Source organism: Niallia sp. WK069_GA_01 (assembly GCF_983173855.1).
Genome location: NZ_OZ470138.1, coordinates 4,423,495 through 4,443,854 on the forward strand (window position 1 = coordinate 4,423,495; position 20,360 = coordinate 4,443,854).

Genomic DNA, 20,360 nt, shown 5'->3' on the forward strand with positions numbered 1-20,360 from the left:
TGTCATTTTATTTTAACCATTCCCTGCTGCATTTTTTTTTAAACAAAACTGTATTCTAAACGTTTATTGCATTGAATTAAAATAATAAATTCTTAAACAAAAAGCAGCCGGCATAAACGAATACACTCGAGGGAAAGCAAGAAAGTCTAGACCCCGCAAAAAGGAGGCTTGTAGATGAGCCCACAGGAAAGCGAAGTCTATTCCTTGCTGCAGACTAAATTAATCGTACTTATTTTCAGGGTAGCCTAAATAAAAAACGTTTGACAACCTAATCATTTCGCTCAATAATACTAAAGATTTGAATGAAAAAGGAGTAAAAAGATGATTTCTCAAAAAACATCCATTAACCCAGATATTGATCCATGGGAAGCGTATATGGATATCGAACAGCACGGAAAACTAACCCTTTCCAATATCGAATTTACAACCACTACATTATGCAATATGCGCTGTGAACATTGTGCTGTCGGTTATACGCTTCAACCAAAAGATCCTCAAGCACTTCCAATAGAATTGCTAATAAAACGACTAGAGGAAATTCCTCATCTTCGTTCCATCAGCATCACTGGCGGTGAGCCGATGATGAGCAGAAAATCTGTCGAAAATTATGTCGTTCCTTTATTTAAGTATGCACAAGCCCGAGGTGTAAAAACACAAATAAACTCTAACTTAACATTAAGCTTGGATCGATATGAACCGATTATTCCTTATTTAGACGTACTGCATATTTCACATAACTGGGGAACAGAAGAAGAGTTTGCAGAGAGAGGCTTTGCCATGATGGCAAAAAAACCGACCTATGCCCAAAGAGGAAAGCTGTTTCAAAATATAATTACAAACAGCAGAGCATTAGTCGAAGCAGGTGTCGTAGTTTCAGCAGAAACAATGTTAAATAAACGCACCCTGCCCTATTTAGAACATATTCATCGCCAAATTGTAGATGAAATGAAATGTCAGCGGCATGAAGTGCATCCTATGTATCCCTCTGATTTTGCATCAACATTAGAAACGTTATCACTTGATGAGATTCGGAATAGCATTCATCATCTCTTAGATATACGGGATGAAAATGTTTGGATGTTATTCGGCACCCTTCCCTTTTATCCATGCAATAGCAAAGAAGAGGATTTACAGCTTTTAAAACGACTATATGCTAGTAAAAACGTAACCGTTCGTAATGATCCCGATGGACGCTCCCGTTTGAATATTAATATTTTCACAGGTGACGTTATTGTAACTGACTTTGGTGATACACCAGCATTAGGAAATATCCAGCATGATCAATTAGAAGATATCTTTCAAAAGTGGATGGCAACTGATTTAGCTCATTCTCTTAATTGCCATTGTCCGAGCGTGCGCTGTTTAGGACCGAATGTGTTAGTGAAAAACAGCTATTATCAAGACGTTGATTTTCTTAAAAGAAAATCACTTATTGCAAAATAATCTATCACCTGTAAAATAAATGGAAATTCTGCAGATAAAAAAATAAACAGCATGGATAGCTCAAGCTTCCGTGCTGCTTATTTTTTAAAATTACGAAGTACGCAAGTTATCTAGGTTTATCACTTGCTAGGAACCCAAAGGAAACATGATCTTGCACAGGAATCCAAGCCCCGATTCCTTGTGATGTCACGTTCTTCACAATAATCATTTTTTTTCTGCCTTTCAACATTAAATAGACTTCCCCATAGGTTACTTTTCCTTTTTCATTAACTGCTGGAGCATACCCATATAAATAGCCGAGGTTTTTTGCAGGAATATTATATACTTGGTCTTTTTTTGTTCCTGTTCCAATGACCGTTTCAAACGCAAGAGACAATCCAGACTTTTGCGTTGCTTTTACCAGCATCATTTTTTTCACATCTTCCGCACTTGGAATTTTTGCTGTCAAACCACCTCTAACAAGCTTTTGAGCTTCTTGCACATAATGAATTTGATATGGTGCTTTTCCGCCTCTATTATCAAAGAAATTTGTATTGATTTTTTGGTATTCCCAATTAGGCGCCGTTTCTGTCGACTCATAATTTAATGGCCACTGTCCTAAATAAACAATCGCTTTGTATCCTAGTGCAAATGGCGAACTGTTAACCGTCGATTCATTTAACATGCGAATTAGGTCAGGATTTTCTATCTTAATTTTCGATGAGTCAATTAGCTGCTGTGTTAGTTCACTTGGCTGCAGCTTCGGCATATCCTGTGCTGGATTGGGATACGTATTTTCTTTTGTTATATTCATAACAGAATTAGGAATTGCTATTAAATTTGATTTAGGCAATTCCACTTGTTTTTTATTATTTTTGGCATAAGCAGGTGTTATAATTGAAAGCATCATTATAAACGTGAATAGTACAAACGAAATTTTTTTACTCAAAGTTAGAACTCCCTTCCATTGCAATAACTACTATTTATAGTGCGTGTTCAAAAAGGAGGATAAAAAGGACCAAGAAGTTCGAGGCGGCCTTTACTTTGAGCATCGTAGCGTATGGTATGGATACGTGAGAAGCGGAAAAGTGAGGCCAACGAAGAAATTTGACGTGTCATTTTTACCGGACTTTTTGAACAACCTCTTATAGTTATTTTTTTCGGAGTTCCCCATTCTTATCCATTATTTTATAACTTAATTTTTTCCTGCCTTATTTAATAGACAATTTATTCATTATTCCATTGCAATAAGGGTGAAAAAATTGTATTGCAGGTCCGATTCCAAAGGCAATAATTACAGTTCCGACACCAATCGGTCCATTTACAAGCAAAGCAAACAGCATTGCTAATACTTCTCCAATTAATTTCGCCGCCATAATATTCAGCCCGAATTTCTGCTGCATACTCACCATAAAATGATCAATTGGATTTAATGGAAAACTAGCTTGTAAATACGTAGCGATTCCTAAACCGACAATAACTAAGCCGGTAATCAGTAATATTAATTGATTTTTCAACTCAAAATAATGAAAGCTATTTATTAAATGAGACATCCAAAAATCTACAAAAAACCCTAATATAAATACGGTAAATAAGGATAGAAGCTCTGGCCTTGTTTTTAATAAACAAGCATTTATAATAATTAAAACAATCCCAATAATAACTATCCAGCTGCCAATCGATAGGCCGATTAAATGAGATAGTCCTACATTTAATGCGTCCCAAGGACCTGCTCCAAGATTCGCTTTTATTGTAAGAGTCGCACCAAAAGATAATATGAACAGGCCAGATAGATAAAAAAGACCGCGATAAAATAAGGACATTTTGTCTCCCCTTCTCTTCTTTTGATTAAGCTCCCTTGAAAATTGGTGCTCTCAAAAGGGTCCTCAGGCAGAATACACTTCGCTTTCCGTGGGGCTACGTTTGAGCCTCCTTGGAGATTTGCTCCTGCGGTCCCGCAAATCCCATAGGAATCTTCGTGTATTCCGTCTGCTCCCTGCTTATACATTTAAGAAATCTGCTTCTTTTCATGGGCCATGATGCAAAATTTTCTGCCTGGTTGCCTTTTCTAAAAATATGACTGGCAGGTTGCTCTTTGCAAATGACAATATTCATTAACATTGCTTGGTTTATTCATTATTTTATTGAATTCAACATACATGTCCTTAATACATATGCATGTTTTTAAAAAACTTGTACAATTTTTAAAAAAATATAAATCTGAATATTTACAACTATTAAAAAATAAAGTATACTTAGGTTATCAAATAAAAGGAGGGCAGAATAGTCAAATCGCTTTTTTTAACTTATAAAAGGAGGTATAAAAACACTCTTGTATATTCATCAATCCAGATTTATTTTATCGCAAATTAAATTAGAAAAAGGTTGGTGATCGAATGGAAGCGACTTGATTTACTTCCCTAAACAGAACATATTTATTTCATATTCGTACTTATTCTTTAAAAACATTCTAATAAAGGAAGGATGATTCAAACAAAAGAGCCAATCTGCTGTAAAGAAAGCAGATTGGCTTTTGTTTTGCTTCATTTTTTTATCGCTACCTTTTTAGCAGCTCTCCTTTTTTTCTAGAAACTACTGATTTGGCACTTCCCCTTCAGCAGACAAAACTTCTGTAAATAACAAAAAACCACGAGGCGTTTTACTTTCCTCGTGGCTCTTTGTATAAAGTGACCCTTTCATTAGGGAGTCTTACTTCGGTATTCAAACTTCGAGCTCCAAAAAAATCATTTATTGGAAACTTCCTTTATAATAAGTAAAATCCAATTCCCATTATAAAATACGCGGCAAGTAAGGTTGCACCTTCAAACCAGTTTGTTTCCCCATCATTTGATATAATGACCATTAATAATACAGAGGCTGCCATCGATACGAGCTCTGGCAACGAAAAGACCAAACTTAATGATGTTGGGAAGAATAAAGATATTAATACTAATAGTGGTGCAACAAACATAGCTACTTGTAGAGTGGAGCCTATTGCAATTTCAACTGCAATATCCATTTTGTTCTTAAATGCCATCAATACGGCGGATGCATGCTCTGCTGCATTACCAACAATAGCAACTATAATAATCCCGATAAACAACTCCGTCCATCCAAAAGATTCAGCCACTACTTCAAATGTATGTACTAAGTTTTCAGAAACATATGCCACTGCTATTGTAGCTATCGCTAAAACAGCAATACTCTTTTTTACAGACCATTCTGGTATCTCATCATGAGCATCATTGTTAATCCCTTCTGTTTCTGATTGATATACACCTCTATGTGTTACCAATTTAAAAAATAATGCGGCTAAATATAATACGATGAGTATGACGGATATCCCAACACTTAATGTTTGTGTTTCGCTTCCCGTCATTGTCATAGAGAATACTTCTGGGATAACAAATGCGACAATTACTGCAAACATTAATAATCCAGAATTATGACGTGCGTCAAACACATTATAATGCTGTCTTTTATATTTGATTCCTCCTATAAAAAAGGACAATCCAGCAACTAATAATAAGTTTCCTAGCACCGACCCAGTAAGTGATGCTAATACCACTTCCGTTAACCCTTCTCTCAATGCAAAAATAGCAATTATTAATTCCACTGCATTACCAAATGTTGCATTTAATAGGCCGCCAATTCTAGGTCCGGCGACAATTGCCAAGCTTTCCGTTGCTCTGCCCATAAAACTGGAGAGGGCAATAATGGTTAAACAATACACAACAAACATTAAAATACTCGGCAAGTGTAAAATCGAACCGATAATGGATAAAGGCACTCCTATAATAGCAGCAATCATAAAAATTTTATTTACCATATAGATCCTCTTCCTTTCATATTCAAATTCTAAGTTTCCCTTTTCTTACAAAAGATAAACACAATGATACAAATACACAAACCTTCCATTTCTCTCCAACTATTTTACCATAGTTTGAACATTGAAAAAGGAGGATAAAAAAAGAATAGACGTGCAAATTATAAAAGAAGGTAAGTTAAAAGGAGTGTGTCTGTCTTGAATGAATTATTAAAAGAAAAAATTGTACAGCTTTTTAAACACCACAAAATTGGTACATTGGCAACAATCCAAAATAATAAGCCATACAGTCGATTTATGCTGTTCCTAGCAGAAGGGCTAACGCTTGAGCAATAGCAACTGGATCTATCAGTATTATTTTTTGGAAAGAACGATTATTCAATAGGTGTGTTCGTAGTACCGTCGTACCACCAAAATCATGTCCAACGATGATAGGGTTTTCTAAACCCCAATGATCTAAGATTTCATTAAGTAATAAATTTTGTACACCTAGCGATACATCAACTTCAGTTTTTTCTGAGGCCCCGTATCCAAGTAAATCATAATAATAAACAGTGAACCATTGACTGAGCCCCGGGACTATATGCCGCCAATTAAATGAAGACCAAGGAGTTCCATGTACTAGGACTAGAGGAGGACCAGCTCCAAAAACTCCATATCTTACTTGTCCATAGCTTGATTTGAATGTTTTAGATAATTTATTTTCAATCATTTTAAAGCTCCTTTAGTCTTTTATTAGTTTTTCCTTGATAATATTTCCTAGCCTTCTCTCTATTTCCACAGAGCTCCATTGAACACCATTGTTTACTTCTATTTCTCGTCTTATCTATAAATAACCAATCACATTTTGCACTTCCACATTGCTTAACTCTGTTAAGAGTCTTACTTGATATTAGAAGTTTATAAAATGAGCGAACAATTGGATTGAGAATGGAACAGATACCACCGTCATCAAGGTGGTTTACTTTTATTTCCTCTTCATCACTTTGATATATTTCTATACTATTATGAGCTTCTATCAACCAATTATTATATACATCTATATCTTTTTTGTTTACGCATCTTTTATTAATAATTGAATACATAATATTGAACATAGAATCTCTAAGTAATCGTATATCTTCTATGTTTATTTGAGTATTTATGTTATCCAGCTCATTACCAAGATTAAGGTTTTTAGCCCACTCGATTAAATCAGATGTATTTATTAATAGTTCTTGATAAGATTCATCGTATCTATTGTTCGCAGTATTAATGAATTCCAAACTTAAATCTCCACCAATGCTTTTAGCGTTAAGATAATTCATATTCACACCACTTTCTAGCCAAAATTATAACCACCTAAATAATTATAGTAGGTTATATGCCCTTCTGTCAAAATGGTGATTTTATAAAAAACTGTACATTAGGCAGATATAAGAACTGCTTTTTTGGGGAGGAAGTTTTAGAATCGATGGAAGAAGCTAAATTATTATCAATATCAATAGATTTTGATTAGTTTGATTTATCATTCCTCCCCCATTCTCCTCCATATTTTTTTATTGCAAACCGTTCCATTTCCAGTTAACATCATTTAGTAATGCTAAATTTTTTCGGTTATTTTTGCAGGGGAGTTTATAGATATGACTAACAAAAGATTTTGGATATTAATTTGTATGGTTAGTATTTCTGGTTTTAGCCAAGGAATGCTGCTGCCATTAATTTCGGTTATTTTTGAAAGTGACGGGGTTTCCTCCACCCTTAATGGATTAAATGCGATAGGATTATATATTGGAATATTACTTATTTCCCCGTTTATGGAGTATCCATTACGTAGATATGGATATAAACCCGCTATTGTGGCAGGTGGCCTGACAGTTATCCTATCCCTATCTCTATTCCCATTATGGAAAACATTTTGGTTCTGGTTCTTTCTGCGTTTATTGATAGGAATTGGAGATCATGCCTTGCATTTTGCAACTCAAACATGGATCACCTCTCAATCCTCTGAAAAAAATCGCGGGAAAAATATTTCCTTGTATGGATTATTTTTTGGAATTGGATTTGCTGTTGGACCTTTATTAACACCACTAGTAAAAATAAATGAAGCTTTGCCATTTATACTTTCTTCTCTTTTGTGTTTAAGTGTGTGGATATTTGTCTTATTTATTAAAAATGATTATCCTGAACAAACCATTGCGGTTAATTCATTTAAAGAAACAATGAAGCGTTTTTCCATTGCCATAAAGTATGCATGGGTTGCTTTTCTTCCCCCTTTAGCATATGGTTTTTTAGAATCAAGCTTAAATTCAAGTTTTCCTATTTATGGCCTTCGAATTGGTCTTGAAGTTGTTAATATATCCATTTTGTTAACGGCATTTTCCACCGGTGCTATTCTTTTTCAGCTTCCACTTGGTATCCTAAGCGATACTTATGGCCGACGAAAAACACTTATTACGATTCTTTTTATTGGCTTCGTTTGCTTTTTAGCAGCAAGTATCTTTGAAGTATCGTTTCCCATCTTAACTATTTGTTTATTTCTTGCTGGAATGGCAGTCGGCACTACTTTTTCGTTAGGGGTAAGCTATATGACAGATCTAGTTCCATCTAATTTACTTCCTACTGGTAATTTATTATGTGGAATTGCCTTTAGTATTGGCAGTCTTTCTGGTCCTTATTTAGGTGGCAGCTTTATTCAACAATTTAAAGAACTCAGTTATTTTCTAGTCATCAGCAGTATGCTGTTAGTATTATGTTTCATTGTCTTATTTTTTGGAAAACAAAAATCAGTTAAATCCAACAAAAATTTTGGAACAAACTTATAGGAATTGCATATATATTATGTTAGGATGAATGTAATTAAATAATTTCTGTTAGCAATTTTTAGTCCTATTCAACAAAAAACCAATTGCCTTAACAGTTTTTCGGAAGAAATGATGCTGTCACCTTATTAGGTGGCAGCTTTCGTGTTTTTTAAGGGTAATGAATGTGATTCTCTCTCTCAATAAGAATAATCATCTTTGCTAAAAGAAATAAACTAATTTACTAATTAGGAGGAATAAATATGACAACAGATACAAGAAGCCTTGCACAGGAACAGGAAGTAGTGGAGAGCAGTATATTTCAAAAAATAGCACCCCATATTGAATTAATTGCTGCCATCATTAGTGGAATCTTCATCTTATTAGGCTGGATTTTCAACCACGCTCAACAAGAAAACTTATCAATCACTGCTTATATACTTGCATTTATTATCGGCGGATTTGCAAAAGCAAAAGAAGGCATAGAAGAAACGATTGAAAATAAAGAATTAAATGTAGAAATGCTAATGGTATTTGCAGCCATCGGTTCTGCTTTGATTGGATATTGGACAGAAGGAGCTATATTAATCTTTATCTTCGCATTAAGCGGTGCTTTAGAAACATATACGATGAACAAAAGCAATAAAGAAATTTCCTCTCTTATGAGTTTACAGCCAGAAGAAGCCGTAAGAATTCTTGCAGGTGGAAGAGAAGAAGTTGTTCCAGTTGCTTCATTATCTATATCCGATCAAATACTTATTAAACCAGGGGAAAGAGTTCCAGCAGATGGAAAAATAATCATCGGTGCTAGTTCCATTGATGAAGCAGCAATAACTGGTGAATCTTTGCCCGTTACAAAAGGGATTCATGACGAAGTTTTCGCAGGAACAGTTAATATTAATGGTTCGATTACAGTAGAGATTACCAAAAATACAAACGATACTCTTTTTCAAAAAATTATTACCCTTGTTCAATCAGCTCAAAGTGAAAAGTCTCCTTCTCAAGCATTTATCGAAAAGTTTGAAGGTACCTATGTAAAAGTCATTTTATCTTGTGTTGCTGTGATGATGTTTCTTCCTCACTTTCTATTTGACTGGTCATGGAATGAAACGTTTTATCGAGCAATGATTTTATTAGTTGTGGCATCTCCATGTGCACTTGTTGCCAGCATTATGCCCGCTACATTATCTGCGATTTCAAATGGCGCCAGAAATGGAATTCTTTTTAAGGGTGGCATTCATTTAGAGAATTTAGCTCATATTACAGCGATAGCCTTTGATAAAACAGGTACTCTCACAAAAGGAAAACCAGTTGTTACAGAAGTCCTTGTTAAAGAGGGATTAGCAGAGAAAGATGTATTGCTAAACACAGCTAGCATTGAAAGTCATTCTAATCATCCATTGGCAAAAGCAATTGTTCAGTATACAAAAGCTGCTTATGATACAGAGCTGCTTCAGCCAAATAGTATTCAAGACACCTCCGGCTGGGGAGTAACTGCTGTAATGCACGAGGAAGAATGGAAAATCGGAAAAGCTGAATTTGTTGGTCAAGAGGAAGCATATGCTTTTTACAACGGCGCTTATGATCGCTTTTCTACAGAAGGAAAAACGGTTGTTTTTGTTCAAAAATCTTCAGAAATCATTGCATTGATTAGCTTAAAGGACGTCGTGCGTGAAGAAACAAAACAAGCGATTGAAACTTTAAAGAAGCAGGATATTTATACGGTTATGCTTACAGGGGACAGCGAAAAAACAGCAAAAGCCATTTCCAAAGAAAGTCATGTGCATAGCTATATTGCAGAATGTCTGCCAGAAAATAAGGTAACACATATAAGAGAGCTAAAAGATAAATATCAGAATGTCGCAATGGTTGGAGATGGCATTAATGATGCACCTGCACTTGCAACAGCAACTGTTGGAATAGCAATGGGAGAAGGCACAGACGTAGCCTTAGAAACAGCAGATGTTGTGCTTATGAAAAATGACCTGCCGCGAATCGCCGAAGCCATTAAGCTTTCCAGAAAAATGAACCGCATTGTAAAACAAAATATCATTTTCTCAATAACGGTTATCATGCTACTAATCAGCTCTAATTTATTGCAAGTTCTTGATCTTCCCTTTGGAGTAATCGGCCATGAAGGCAGCACCATTTTAGTCATCCTAAACAGTCTACGCCTTTTACGCAACTAAAAATTTCAACTGACTGCGGACTCATTGAGAGCATGTATACACGAAGACTCCCGCGGGAATGCGAGAAAGACGGGACCCCGCAAGAAAGCGAAGTGTATGCAGGCTGCGAACACATCGAGAGTCCATTCCTATTTTCTACAACCATGCAACAAATTTTGCACCATCAACTAAAAAGAGGCAGTTTGATTAGGTTTCTTGATATGTTGAGCAGGGAGCAGCCGGAATATACGAAGACTCCTATGGGATTTGCGGGACAGGCGAGACCCCGCAGGAGTGAGCTGCGAGGAGGCTCGCCGCCCGCCCCATGGAAAGCGAAGTGTATTCCGGCTGCGGACTCATTGAGAGAGCCAAAGCCTCTTTTCAGAGGAAACCTAAAAAAAGAGGTAACTCAAATTTTGAGTTACCTCTTTTTTGTTATTTAATGATAGCCATTTTGTCCATTTGCAGAACCAGAAGTTTTATGCTTCGGTTTACTTTTACCCTTTTGTTTTGTATCGCCATCTTTTTTTGTGTGCTTAGTCATAATGTAATACCCCCTATTGTGTTGTTTCCCCAATAATAGTTTGTACAGTATGACTCTTTTTATAAAGGTAAATAACGGATTTCATTCAATCACTTTACCATCACAGTGAATAAACCTTTTTAGCAAGTTTTCTTTTTATCTGTATAGTAAGCGTTAATTTCTCCGCCAATCATAATAATAACACCGGTTAAATAAAACCAAATCATCGTAATAATAATCGCACCGATGCTCCCATATGTTGCAGAATAATTGCCAAAATTCCCAACATAATAGGAGAATCCGAATGAAACAATCACCCATCCTACTGTTGCAAAAATTGCCCCAGGAACCGCACTGACACATTTCATTTTCTTATTTGGAGCAAACCAATATAACGCTAAAAATACAATAAATAAAATAGCAGGACTAACTAAGAAGCGAACCGCACCCCAAACAGTTAAAAATTCATCAGACAAGCTAAATTGAGAAAAAAGAAATAAACCTATTTGTTCTCCAAATACAGGCAATAATAAAGCAATTACTACAACAGCAATCATCGCTAATGTCAAAACAATCGACATAGCACGCGCCACAATAAAAGAGCGAGTTTCTTCCACATCATATGCCTTATTAAATGCCTTTACAATGGCGTTTAAGCCATTTGATGCAGACCAAATGGTTGCAATAATCCCAAAGGATAATAATGTTCCATTTTTACTTAACACTTGTTCCAAATTTGATTCAATGATGTTCATGCTGTCGCCGGGAGCAAATGTTCCGATTATTCCTAATAAATCTTCCTTCGTTATCGGTAAGTAGGGAAGCAATGTCATCATAAAAATGATAAGTGGAAAAATGGATAATAAAAAATAATATGCTAATTGAGCAGCTAGATCAAACACATCATCTTGTTTTATTCTTTGTGCTATTTTTTTTGTGAATGTTATAACCTCTCCCATTCTCTTCACCTTCCTCATCCACTTGTGGGTTATATCTGTTTGTTATGTACTTCCCCTTAAAAAGGGACTTAAAAACATAAAAAATAAAACCTTTTATTAGAGGTTGTTCAAAAAGTCCGGTAAAAATGACACATCGAATTTCTTCGTTGGTTTGCTTCTCCGCTTCTCACGTATTAACACCATACGCTCCGATGCTCCAAGCTAAACCGTCTCGAACTTCTCGGTCCTTTTTATCCTCCTTTTTGAACACGCACTATTAGAAAAGTTTATTCCTTAAATAGGAAACAAGAAAAACAGGAGGATTCCGACCTATAAGACGACCAATTCCATCCTGTTTATCATTTTTCCACTTTAGAAGAGCAGCCCACTAATAAAAGAGGAATAATACATCGTAAAGGCTTTAAGGTAAATAGTGTACGCTAGATGTTTGTTTGTTTTCCTGTTGTTCATTACTTCCCTTGGAAAAGGCTTGCTTTGTATCTTTAACAATGCCAGCAATTGCTGGAGTGACTTGTTTTAATTCTTCTACCTTTTCTAATACAAATGAAATATCATTTGATAGCTTTTCTGCAGTTGTTCTTATTTTTTCTGATTTATTGGTGATGGCTGTTGTTATACTATCTAGATCTGTCATAGTTGCTTTTAATTTTCTCATTGTTTGGACAGTGTTGTCTCTTGTTTGCTTTTGAAATAAACTTAATGAAGCTCCAGCTAAGCTGCCTAACATCATTCCTCTAAAAAGACTGATTTGTGTCATCCTTTTCACCCTTTCTTTTATTAATATGGCTACCCTGGAAAAAGCTTTGGCTCTTTCAATGATTCCGCAGCCGGTATACACTTCGCTTCCCATGGTGCTACGCTTGAGCCTCCTCAGAGTTAAAGCTCCTGCTATCTTCTCATCTTTCCAGGAATTCCCATAGAAGACTTCGTGTATTCCGGCTGCTCTGTGCTTTAAACTTCGGTCATAAAACAAAATGGAATGTGCTTCTTTTCATGTTAATAATGGTTTGTTGTGATGATTTCCTTTAATAAGGCTTGACAGCCCTCTTTTACTAAATCATATACTTCTTCAAAATTACCTGTATAATACGGATCTGGTACTTCTTTCCCCTTTTTTTGTTCGGTATAATCTAATAACAATCGAGTTCGTGCTTTTGAAGCAATTCCTAACTTTTTAATGTTCTCCATATTGCTTGGGTCCATTGCAATTAAATAATCAAATTGCTCTAAATCCTCTGATATAAGCTGTCTTGCAACGATGCCAGCATCACTGATATTGTTCAGCTTTAGTATATCTCTCGTTCCTTGATGAGGGGGATTTCCAGTATGCCACCCCCCTGTACCAGCTGAATCACAACTTATTTTATCTTGTAATCCTTCTTTTTTAACAAGATCACGAAATATTGCTTCTGCCATCGGTGAACGACATATATTTCCTAAACAAATAAATAAAACGTTAATTCCCATAATAGTTTCCTCCATTCTTTTCATAACATACATAGATAAACACTAGCATTTCTGCTAATTTGAAGCAATTCTCTCTTTCATGGAAGGTTCTTTATTTTTTATCATTAATAAAGAACATTTTCAAAATTCTATTTTATCTCGTCCAAATATTATTGACATTTTTGCAAACCCATGAAAAGATGTACTAAATAGTAGGAAAACTTCCATCTGGCAAGGGTCTTACTGCCTGTTAAAAGCAGGATAACTTTCATTTAGAAGAAAGGAGAAATATACACATGAATTTAAATACAAAATCACCTGAAAATGTAGAATATATGATTGACCAAATCAAAGAAAAGCTAAAAGTATTAAACTTTGGGGCAATTAAACCTTCTCATTTTGATGGGGAAATGTACGAAGAGTTAAAAGAATTGTATGAACATGTTATGAAAAAAGATTCCTTTAGCCCTAATGAAATGCAGGCAATTGCAGAAGAATTAGGATCTATTCGTAAATAAGCAGTAGAGGGAAAGCTTTGTCATTCCCTCTTACACCCTCCAGGATACAATTATTGCTCCGTTAAAATAATCGGGCCTTCCTTTGTAATTGCAATGGTATGCTCATATTGCGCAGAATATTTTCCATCGACTGTACGAGCTGTCCACCCGTTTCCGTCCATTTTTATCCCTGGCTCACCTAAATTAATCATTGGTTCAATTGTAAATACCATTCCTTCCTTTATCCGCGGTCCTTTTCCTTGTAAACCAAAATGAGGTACATTTGGCTTTTCATGAATAACGGCACCTATGCCATGCCCAACAAATTCTCTTACAACCGAAAAGCCTTTTTTTTCTGCGAACTGCTGGATAGCATAACCTATATCACCAATTCGACTACCAATTTGCGATTCCTTTATGCCAATATACAAAGCTTCTTTTGTTGCTTCTAATAAACGATCAGCGTCATTTGCTATCGGACCAACGGCATATGTCCATGCAGAATCTGCTAAAGCTCCATTATAATTTACAACCATATCGATCGTAACGATATCCCCTGCACGAAGAGGTTCTTCTCTAGGAAAACCATGACAAATCTCATCATTTATGCTCGAACAAGTAGCGAAAGGATAATTTCGGTATCCTTTCTGTTCTGCTGTTGCTCCATTTTCTTTTAAAAAATTTTCTACAAATAAATTAATTTCCATCGTTGTTATTCCTGGAATTATTTTCTTTCTGATCTCTTTATGACAACTAGCCAGAATCTCTCCCGCCAATTTCATTTGTTCTATTTCTCTTTTTGATTTTAAAACAATCATTATCTGCCTTCCCTTCCACTTGTTATACAGTTCCATTATGTTCTTTATTATATATATAATAAAATGGGGAAAAAAACACAATATTTCTAGCTTTCCCATATAACAAAAAAAGAAGGGACAAAATAAATTGCCCCCTCTTTATATAATGCTTATATTATTTTAAAAGTTGTAGTGATTCTTTAATAAAAGCAGGAATATCTTCTGGTGTTCTGCTCGTTACTAATTGGTTTTTACAAACAACCACTTCTTGGTCTTTATAAGTAGCACCTGCATATTCCATATCTACTTTAATTGATTTATATCCAGTAGCGCTTCTTCCTTCTAAGGTTTTTGCAGTAATGAGAAGCTGTGGACCATGACAAATAGCAAATACTGGCTTTTCTGCATCCATAAATGCTTTTGTAAATGCTACTACACGATCATCACTTCGTAGTTGATCTGGCGAAAAACCTCCAGGAATAAACAATGCATCAAACTCGTCTGCCGATACTTCATTTATGGCTTTATCAATTTTCACTTTTGCTTCTTTTTGTTTGCCTTCCACCGTTTTCCCTGCTTCTAATTCTATTGTAACTACTTCATGACCAGCTTCTTGAAATGCTTTTGCTGGATCTGTAAATTCTACATCTTCAAACATATTTGTAATAACAGTTGCGATTTTTTTCCCATGTTTAGCATCTCCCATTCTTATATTAGTCTCATGAGTAAGTTTCCCCAAATAAAAAGAATCAAACATACGAACTAAAAAGAAGAAAAAATACTTGTGTTTAAATCCTTATAAATATGTTAAATAAAAACTATAAGAGGTTGTTTAAAAAGTCCGGTAAAAATGACACGTCGAATTTCTTCGTTGGTTTGCTTTTCCGCTTCTCACGTATAACTTAGAAGATCTTCCACTAAAAACGCTCACGTCCTGTGAGCAACGTGGAAGTCATCACATCCTGTGAAAGGGTGATGCTAAAGGTGAAACCGCCTCGAACTTCTTAGTCCTTTTTATCCTCCTTTTTGAGCACGCACTATAATACTTTATTTCTCTAGCTATATTTTTTAAAAGGATATTTGTCTATCTTAAAAACGTTATATACCTGATAAGAAAAACCATCGAACAACTTGTTCTTTATATGGAACTTCTTGTTTATATTTGTTATGATAATATTACATATAGTGATAAGGTGAGTGAGACTGTATGATCGGAGACCGTGTAAAGCAATTACGAAAAGAAAAAAGAATATCTTTATCAGAATTAGCCGAACAGGCTGGTGTTGCCAAATCATATTTAAGTTCATTAGAGAGAAATTTACAATCCAATCCATCCATACAGTTTTTAGAAAAAATTGCTGCCGTTTTTAATATTCCTGTTGATCATTTAATTAATGAACAACAAAATAAAGAAGATTTAGATTCAGAATGGCTTAAAATAGTAAAAGAAGCGATGGATTCTGGAGTCTCAAAACGTGAATTTCGAGAGTTTTTAGAATTTAATAAATGGAGAATTGAACAAAAAAAATAAAACCTCCATATATGAAGGTACATTCTGCTGCAAAGACACATTTTTTTGTGTCTTTTGTTTTTTCTATCTCTATAACTAGGTGAATGAAACTAGTACTTTTTCAGCCGTTTTGAATGAAGCAATCATTTAAATTATTCCGAATAAAATTTAGCACATCATGTTTATCTAGTCCTATTTTTTTCGCTTCCATAATTAATTTCAGCCAATCTGTGTCTAGTTCTTCCGTTAATAATTTGTCATTCATCCCTTCATTCTTCCCTTCCTTCAAAATAAGTCCAACTATTTATTATCCTTCCTTTTTCTAGACTTGGTTTTTACTCTGTCTTATTTTCTAGTAACAATCTATTTATCAACTTTGCTTGGATTTTTTTATCAAAATATATATTTTGATATCCTTTTAAAACCTTTTTAAAGGAAAAATTAATATGAATTTGTTCAAAAGTTATCGCATCAAAAAATGGATATTCAGTTAAATCATTATGACATAACGGACAATACCAGGAACCTATCTCACTACTACTATAGGAAGGCCTATGACATTTATCACAATTTTTCCGGTATATTTTCTCCACCTTCTTATCTTTCTCTTTTTTCACTTACTAATTGCATACTGATTAAACAAAAATCTAGTAGTAAAAACAAGAATAGTTCTTTTTAAATAACTTTTCGTTCTTTTTACAGAACCTTTATAGGTAGTATAGTTCAAATATATCATTTTGAAAAATTCTGAATTCGCTCATTTTTTCTTTTTAACGAACGTTTTTCGTTCTTTTTCTCGAATTACCTCCTAATAACTAGCTTTTTTATATTTTTTATTGAACGATTTGTTCGTTATAATGAAACTATCTATAGATAAGACCTAAGGAGACTATTCTAAATGGTAGGAGCTCGCATTAAGTTATTAAGAACCCAAAGAGGATATTCTATTAATGAACTTTCCGAACTGGCAGGTGTTTCAAAATCTTATTTAAGCTATATAGAACGTGGTATCCAAAAAAATCCATCGTTAAAAATACTTTCAAAGCTTGCTAAAACACTTGATACTAATTTGGAAGAATTGTTTGATACAGAGGATTCCTTACCTTCAGAAACAATAGATGAAGAGTGGATGAAGCTATTGGAGGAGGTTATTAAGGAAGGGATTACAATCGAAGAATTTTCCTATTGTTTAGAATTTATTAAATTTAAAAAAATGATAAATGATAATTAAGTATGAGGCTGGAATTAAGAATTAATTAGTCCCTCTTCTTTCAACTTTCAAATGATATAATCTTCCCTGAAAAGAGGATTGCACTTTCAATTAATCTGCAGCCTATATACATTTTGCTTCCCCGCGGATCTTCGTGTATGCAGGCTGCTTCTTTTTATGCGCCATGGTGCAAATTTTATTTGCTTGGGTGTCTACTTAGTGGAAATATTTTTTAAAAGCCTCTTGCAATTTTTTTTGATTCATTTCTTGATTGACCGTTTCAAAGGATTGTAATGTTAAGATGGAACAGGCACTACCAATTTTACAGGCATCTTCTGTTTGTAGTCCTTTTAAATGGGAGTACATTATCCCTGCAAGAAGCGCATCTTCTGCTCCTGTTACGTCTGCAATACTTACTGGTGGCAGAAGAATCACTCCTGCTTCGCCCATTTGAGTAAAAAAAATAAGCCCGCCATCTCCCCTTGTTATAACTACTTTTTCTACTCCTTTTTCTAGAATGTTTTCGGCAGCTTTAAAAAAATCCCCATCTTCCTTAATTTCTATATCAGATAGTGTTTCTGCTTCCTCCTTGTTTGCTATTAACCAAGTTACTCCACGTAAATCTTTAGGCAATTTTTCAACCTTCGAGGAGGATACAGGTTTAATACAAAGTGGCAGATTTTCGTTTCTGCAATTCGTTATAATTTTACTCAACACATCTGCTGGAAAATTAGTGTCTAAAATTACAAGTTCAGCTGAAGCAATATGCCCCCATTTTTTTTCAATGTTTTCAATCCCTACCGAGTCATATATAGACATATCTGCAAGAGCTACTACTAATTCTCCATCTGTATCTAATAATGCCGTATAGGTTCCTGTTGAATAATCAGCAGAAAACAAGGATGGTTTTACATCTACGAACGTTTTTGTATGATCAAAAAGCCATTCTCCTTCATGATCTGATCCAACAATAGTTAACAGCGAACTTTCACAGCCTAGTCTACCAAGGTTTTCGGCAACATTTCTTGCAACTCCTCCACATGATTGACTGCTATTCGCTGGGTTGGAAGTGCCAAACTTCATATCGTTTTGTACTTGTATTTTCCGATCAATATTCGCTCCGCCTATGCAAATAATTTCTTTTTTATTCGGCAGTACATATGCTCTTCCTAAGAGTTTTCCTTCTCTTGTTAATGTGGAAATATATCCTGCGACAGCTGATCTGGACAACCCCATTTTATCTGCTATTTCGTTTTGCGTTAAGAATGGATTATCTTGTATTAAATGAAGAATTGCAAGCTCTTTTTCATTCAAGTTTACCACTTCCTACCAACATTTATTTTGACTATAGACTTTTGTTTTAATTATAGACTTCTGTTTACGTGATAACAAGTCCGATGCTATTCCCTTATAAAAAACATTAATAAATAGGACATTTTGCTTTTTAAAAAGCTTCTTTAAAAAAAGGCGCTCTCTATAAGTCCGCAGTCGGAATATACTTTGGCAATAAAACAAAATAGAATGTTCCCCAAAAAAAGATTGTTTCCAATAGTCATTATGGTGAGTGACTATTGAAAACAATCTTTTAATTTTTAACGGTTCGTGGTTGAATTAAGATTTCTACGCGGCGATTTTTTTCTTTTCCCTTTGCGGTTTTATTGCTGGCAATTGGTTTGAATTCTCCGTATCCCTTTGCACTAAAAGCACTCGGATCTAATTTATCATTATTTAGCAGTAATTTCATAAAATTAATCGCTCTTGTTACACTTAATTCCCAGTTCGATTCAAAATTAGAATTATGAATGGGAACATTATCTGTGTGCCCACTAATGATAATACTTCTAGGTGGATCCATGATTAGTAATTTGGCAATTTCAGCAACTACTTTTTTGTCATCTGCTCTTATACTTGCACTACCTGAAGCAAACAGAACATTATCTCTTATAGAGACAAGCAACCCTTCATCTGTTAAAGAAGTTTCCAGCTTATTTGTCAGCTTTTCTTCTTTTATATAGGAATTGACTTTTTCTTGGATTGTTTTTAACTGGTTCTGTTCTTGCTGCTTTTGTAAATTTTCTAATTCTTCTTCCGTCATAGACGATGAGTTGCTTTTTTCTTGTTTCTTATTTGCATTATCCAAGTCCACTTTTTCTTCTACAGGAGATGGTGCCGGGCTGGGATATTCAAATATGCCTGTTCCACTTTGAAATTCCTTATTAAACACATTTGCCAGTGCTGCAAATTTTTTTGCATCGACAGAGCTCATTGCGTATAACACGATAAACAAAGCTAATAATAATGTTAATAAATCAGAATAGGGAACAAGCCAAGACTCATCGACGTGTTCATCATGATGTTCCTTTTTTTTTCTTTTTTTACTCATTATTATCCACACTGCTTTCCGCTTCTTCTAAAAATTTCTTCCTTTCAGAAATTGGTAGATAAGAAGCTAATTTTTGTTCAATTACCCTTGGTGCTTCTCCTTCCAAAATCGATAATATTCCTTCAATCATTAAATATTTTTGACTAGCTTCTATTTGAGATTTTCTTTTCAACTTATTAGCAAAAGGATGCCATAAAACATATCCCGTAAATATTCCCAATAACGTAGCAACAAAGGCTGCACTGATTGCATGTCCTAATCCTTCTGCATCATCCATATGCCCTAATGCAGCTATTAAACCGATAACAGCTCCGAGCACTCCTAGAGTAGGGGCATATGTTCCTGCCTGTGAAAAAATAAGTGCTCCTGCCCGATGTCTATCTTCCATTGCTTCTATCTCTTCTGATAAAACATCTCGTATATATTCTGCGCTTTGTCCATCAACAGATAACGATAAGCCATTTCGTAAAAAAGGATCATCTATTTCGTTTGTTTTTGCTTCTAGTGCCAACAATCCCTCTTTTCTTGCAAGCTGTGCCCATTCAGAAAACATACGAATAAGCTCGGGAGTATTTTGCTGCTTCTGTTCTTTAAACAAAATGCCAAATAATTTCGGTACTCTTTTAATCTCACTTGTGGGAAATGCAATAACAACCGCTGATGCAGTTCCTAATATAATAATTAATATAGCTGCTGGATTGGCTAATACCGCTGGACTTACGCCTTTGAAAACCATCCCAACTCCAATTGCAATAAATGCAAGTATCACTCCTATGAGAGATGTTTTATCCATTATATTCACCTATCTTATTTCATAATATTTCTTCTTTCCTGCAAAA

Annotated in this window: 20 protein-coding genes; 6 read left to right on the forward strand and 14 right to left on the reverse strand. The window is 34.9% G+C overall.

From position 1 onward, the window contains the following. Positions 1-321 precede the first annotated feature (321 nt). The gene (gene yfkAB / locus AC5LWL_RS20660) at positions 322-1,443 is read left to right on the forward strand and encodes a radical SAM/CxCxxxxC motif protein YfkAB (RefSeq protein WP_493436053.1); all 1,122 of its coding nucleotides are present in this window, start codon (positions 322-324) and stop codon (positions 1,441-1,443) included. 106 nt (positions 1,444-1,549) lie between these two features. Here the strand turns inward: yfkAB and AC5LWL_RS20665 are convergent, their stop codons facing one another. From AC5LWL_RS20665 to AC5LWL_RS20685, 5 genes are all read right to left on the reverse strand, one after another. Continuing rightward, positions 1,550-2,371, reverse strand: coding sequence for a YfkD family protein (locus tag AC5LWL_RS20665; protein WP_493436054.1), 822 nt, complete (start codon positions 2,369-2,371; stop codon positions 1,550-1,552). Between the two features lie 262 nt (positions 2,372-2,633). Further along, positions 2,634-3,245, reverse strand: a complete 612-nt coding sequence (locus tag AC5LWL_RS20670) for a YczE/YyaS/YitT family protein (RefSeq protein ID WP_493436055.1) — start codon at positions 3,243-3,245, stop codon at positions 2,634-2,636. 941 nt (positions 3,246-4,186) lie between these two features. Then, a complete protein-coding gene (gene cax / locus AC5LWL_RS20675; RefSeq protein WP_493436056.1) occupies positions 4,187-5,251 on the reverse strand; it encodes a calcium/proton exchanger in 1,065 nt (354 codons plus the stop codon). Between the two features lie 292 nt (positions 5,252-5,543). Beyond that, a complete protein-coding gene (locus AC5LWL_RS20680) occupies positions 5,544-5,960 on the reverse strand; it encodes an alpha/beta fold hydrolase (protein ID WP_493436057.1) in 417 nt (138 codons plus the stop codon). Position 5,961: 1 nt separating this feature from the next. Next, the gene (locus AC5LWL_RS20685; protein WP_493436058.1) at positions 5,962-6,555 is read right to left on the reverse strand and encodes a CGNR zinc finger domain-containing protein; all 594 of its coding nucleotides are present in this window, start codon (positions 6,553-6,555) and stop codon (positions 5,962-5,964) included. 315 nt (positions 6,556-6,870) lie between these two features. Between AC5LWL_RS20685 and AC5LWL_RS20690 the strand changes: the two genes are divergently transcribed. Next, positions 6,871-8,052 carry an MFS transporter gene (locus tag AC5LWL_RS20690; RefSeq protein WP_493436059.1) on the forward strand — a complete coding sequence of 394 codons (1,182 nt, stop codon included), beginning with the start codon at positions 6,871-6,873 and terminating at the stop codon, positions 8,050-8,052. 239 nt (positions 8,053-8,291) lie between these two features. Then, a complete protein-coding gene (locus AC5LWL_RS20695; RefSeq protein WP_493436060.1) occupies positions 8,292-10,217 on the forward strand; it encodes a heavy metal translocating P-type ATPase in 1,926 nt (641 codons plus the stop codon). Positions 10,218-10,859: 642 nt separating this feature from the next. Here AC5LWL_RS20695 and AC5LWL_RS20700 read toward each other — a convergent pair. The 3 genes from AC5LWL_RS20700 to AC5LWL_RS20710 form a co-directional block, all read right to left on the reverse strand. Next, on the reverse strand, positions 10,860-11,678 hold the full coding sequence (locus AC5LWL_RS20700; RefSeq protein WP_493436061.1) for a YihY/virulence factor BrkB family protein: 819 nt from the start codon (positions 11,676-11,678) through the stop codon (positions 10,860-10,862). A 400-nt stretch (positions 11,679-12,078) separates the two neighbouring features. Further along, positions 12,079-12,435 (reverse strand): YtxH domain-containing protein, encoded by a 357-nt coding sequence (locus AC5LWL_RS20705; protein ID WP_493436062.1) that lies wholly within the window; start codon positions 12,433-12,435, stop codon positions 12,079-12,081. A gap of 239 nt (positions 12,436-12,674) precedes the next feature. After that, entirely contained in the window at positions 12,675-13,145 is a 471-nt protein-coding gene (locus tag AC5LWL_RS20710) for a low molecular weight protein-tyrosine-phosphatase (RefSeq protein WP_493436063.1), read from the reverse strand. Between the two features lie 275 nt (positions 13,146-13,420). On the opposite strand from AC5LWL_RS20710, the gene AC5LWL_RS20715 reads away from it, so the two are divergent. After that, positions 13,421-13,642 carry a DUF1128 domain-containing protein gene (locus AC5LWL_RS20715; RefSeq protein WP_493436064.1) on the forward strand — a complete coding sequence of 74 codons (222 nt, stop codon included), beginning with the start codon at positions 13,421-13,423 and terminating at the stop codon, positions 13,640-13,642. 50 nt (positions 13,643-13,692) lie between these two features. Here AC5LWL_RS20715 and map read toward each other — a convergent pair whose 3' ends face one another. Both map and AC5LWL_RS20725 read right to left on the reverse strand, forming a co-directional pair. Beyond that, a complete protein-coding gene (map, locus tag AC5LWL_RS20720; RefSeq protein ID WP_493436065.1) occupies positions 13,693-14,439 on the reverse strand; it encodes a type I methionyl aminopeptidase in 747 nt (248 codons plus the stop codon). Positions 14,440-14,593: 154 nt separating this feature from the next. Beyond that, positions 14,594-15,124: a type 1 glutamine amidotransferase domain-containing protein gene (locus tag AC5LWL_RS20725; protein WP_493436066.1), complete on the reverse strand. Its 531-nt coding sequence runs from the start codon at positions 15,122-15,124 to the stop codon at positions 14,594-14,596. Between the two features lie 501 nt (positions 15,125-15,625). Here AC5LWL_RS20725 and AC5LWL_RS20730 point away from each other — a divergent pair. Continuing rightward, positions 15,626-15,949, forward strand: coding sequence for a helix-turn-helix domain-containing protein (locus tag AC5LWL_RS20730; RefSeq protein ID WP_493436067.1), 324 nt, complete (start codon positions 15,626-15,628; stop codon positions 15,947-15,949). 100 nt (positions 15,950-16,049) lie between these two features. Here AC5LWL_RS20730 and AC5LWL_RS20735 read toward each other — a convergent pair whose 3' ends face one another. Further along, a complete protein-coding gene (locus AC5LWL_RS20735; protein WP_493436068.1) occupies positions 16,050-16,193 on the reverse strand; it encodes an anti-repressor SinI family protein in 144 nt (47 codons plus the stop codon). Positions 16,194-16,826: 633 nt separating this feature from the next. On the opposite strand from AC5LWL_RS20735, the gene AC5LWL_RS20740 reads away from it, so the two are divergent. Then, positions 16,827-17,159, forward strand: coding sequence for a helix-turn-helix domain-containing protein (locus tag AC5LWL_RS20740; RefSeq protein WP_493436069.1), 333 nt, complete (start codon positions 16,827-16,829; stop codon positions 17,157-17,159). A gap of 195 nt (positions 17,160-17,354) precedes the next feature. On the opposite strand, the gene AC5LWL_RS20745 is transcribed toward AC5LWL_RS20740, so the two are convergent. The 3 genes from AC5LWL_RS20745 to motA all read right to left on the reverse strand — a co-directional run bounded on the left by AC5LWL_RS20745 (position 17,355) and on the right by motA (position 20,314). Continuing rightward, positions 17,355-18,461 (reverse strand): carbohydrate kinase, encoded by a 1,107-nt coding sequence (locus AC5LWL_RS20745; RefSeq protein WP_493436070.1) that lies wholly within the window; start codon positions 18,459-18,461, stop codon positions 17,355-17,357. A gap of 262 nt (positions 18,462-18,723) precedes the next feature. Further along, positions 18,724-19,521, reverse strand: a complete 798-nt coding sequence (gene motB / locus AC5LWL_RS20750) for a flagellar motor protein MotB (protein WP_493436071.1) — start codon at positions 19,519-19,521, stop codon at positions 18,724-18,726. After that, positions 19,514-20,314, reverse strand: a complete 801-nt coding sequence (gene motA, locus AC5LWL_RS20755; protein WP_493436072.1) for a flagellar motor stator protein MotA — start codon at positions 20,312-20,314, stop codon at positions 19,514-19,516. Before motA ends, motB begins: the two co-directional genes overlap by 8 nt. Positions 20,315-20,360 lie beyond the last annotated feature (46 nt).

Coding starts and splice junctions, on each gene's coding strand:
- yfkAB (WP_493436053.1), top strand. CDS start 322: ATGATTTCTCAAAAAACATCCATTAACCCAGATATTGATCCATGGGAA.
- AC5LWL_RS20670 (WP_493436055.1), bottom strand. CDS start 3,245: ATGTCCTTATTTTATCGCGGTCTTTTTTATCTATCTGGCCTGTTCATA.
- cax (WP_493436056.1), bottom strand. CDS start 5,251: ATGGTAAATAAAATTTTTATGATTGCTGCTATTATAGGAGTGCCTTTA.
- AC5LWL_RS20680 (WP_493436057.1), bottom strand. CDS start 5,960: ATGATTGAAAATAAATTATCTAAAACATTCAAATCAAGCTATGGACAA.
- AC5LWL_RS20685 (WP_493436058.1), bottom strand. CDS start 6,555: ATGAATTATCTTAACGCTAAAAGCATTGGTGGAGATTTAAGTTTGGAA.
- AC5LWL_RS20690 (WP_493436059.1), top strand. CDS start 6,871: ATGACTAACAAAAGATTTTGGATATTAATTTGTATGGTTAGTATTTCT.
- AC5LWL_RS20695 (WP_493436060.1), top strand. CDS start 8,292: ATGACAACAGATACAAGAAGCCTTGCACAGGAACAGGAAGTAGTGGAG.
- AC5LWL_RS20700 (WP_493436061.1), bottom strand. CDS start 11,678: ATGGGAGAGGTTATAACATTCACAAAAAAAATAGCACAAAGAATAAAA.
- AC5LWL_RS20705 (WP_493436062.1), bottom strand. CDS start 12,435: ATGACACAAATCAGTCTTTTTAGAGGAATGATGTTAGGCAGCTTAGCT.
- AC5LWL_RS20710 (WP_493436063.1), bottom strand. CDS start 13,145: ATGGGAATTAACGTTTTATTTATTTGTTTAGGAAATATATGTCGTTCA.
- AC5LWL_RS20715 (WP_493436064.1), top strand. CDS start 13,421: ATGAATTTAAATACAAAATCACCTGAAAATGTAGAATATATGATTGAC.
- map (WP_493436065.1), bottom strand. CDS start 14,439: ATGATTGTTTTAAAATCAAAAAGAGAAATAGAACAAATGAAATTGGCG.
- AC5LWL_RS20725 (WP_493436066.1), bottom strand. CDS start 15,124: ATGGGAGATGCTAAACATGGGAAAAAAATCGCAACTGTTATTACAAAT.
- AC5LWL_RS20730 (WP_493436067.1), top strand. CDS start 15,626: ATGATCGGAGACCGTGTAAAGCAATTACGAAAAGAAAAAAGAATATCT.
- AC5LWL_RS20735 (WP_493436068.1), bottom strand. CDS start 16,193: ATGAATGACAAATTATTAACGGAAGAACTAGACACAGATTGGCTGAAA.
- AC5LWL_RS20740 (WP_493436069.1), top strand. CDS start 16,827: ATGGTAGGAGCTCGCATTAAGTTATTAAGAACCCAAAGAGGATATTCT.
- motB (WP_493436071.1), bottom strand. CDS start 19,521: ATGAGTAAAAAAAGAAAAAAAAAGGAACATCATGATGAACACGTCGAT.
- motA (WP_493436072.1), bottom strand. CDS start 20,314: ATGGATAAAACATCTCTCATAGGAGTGATACTTGCATTTATTGCAATT.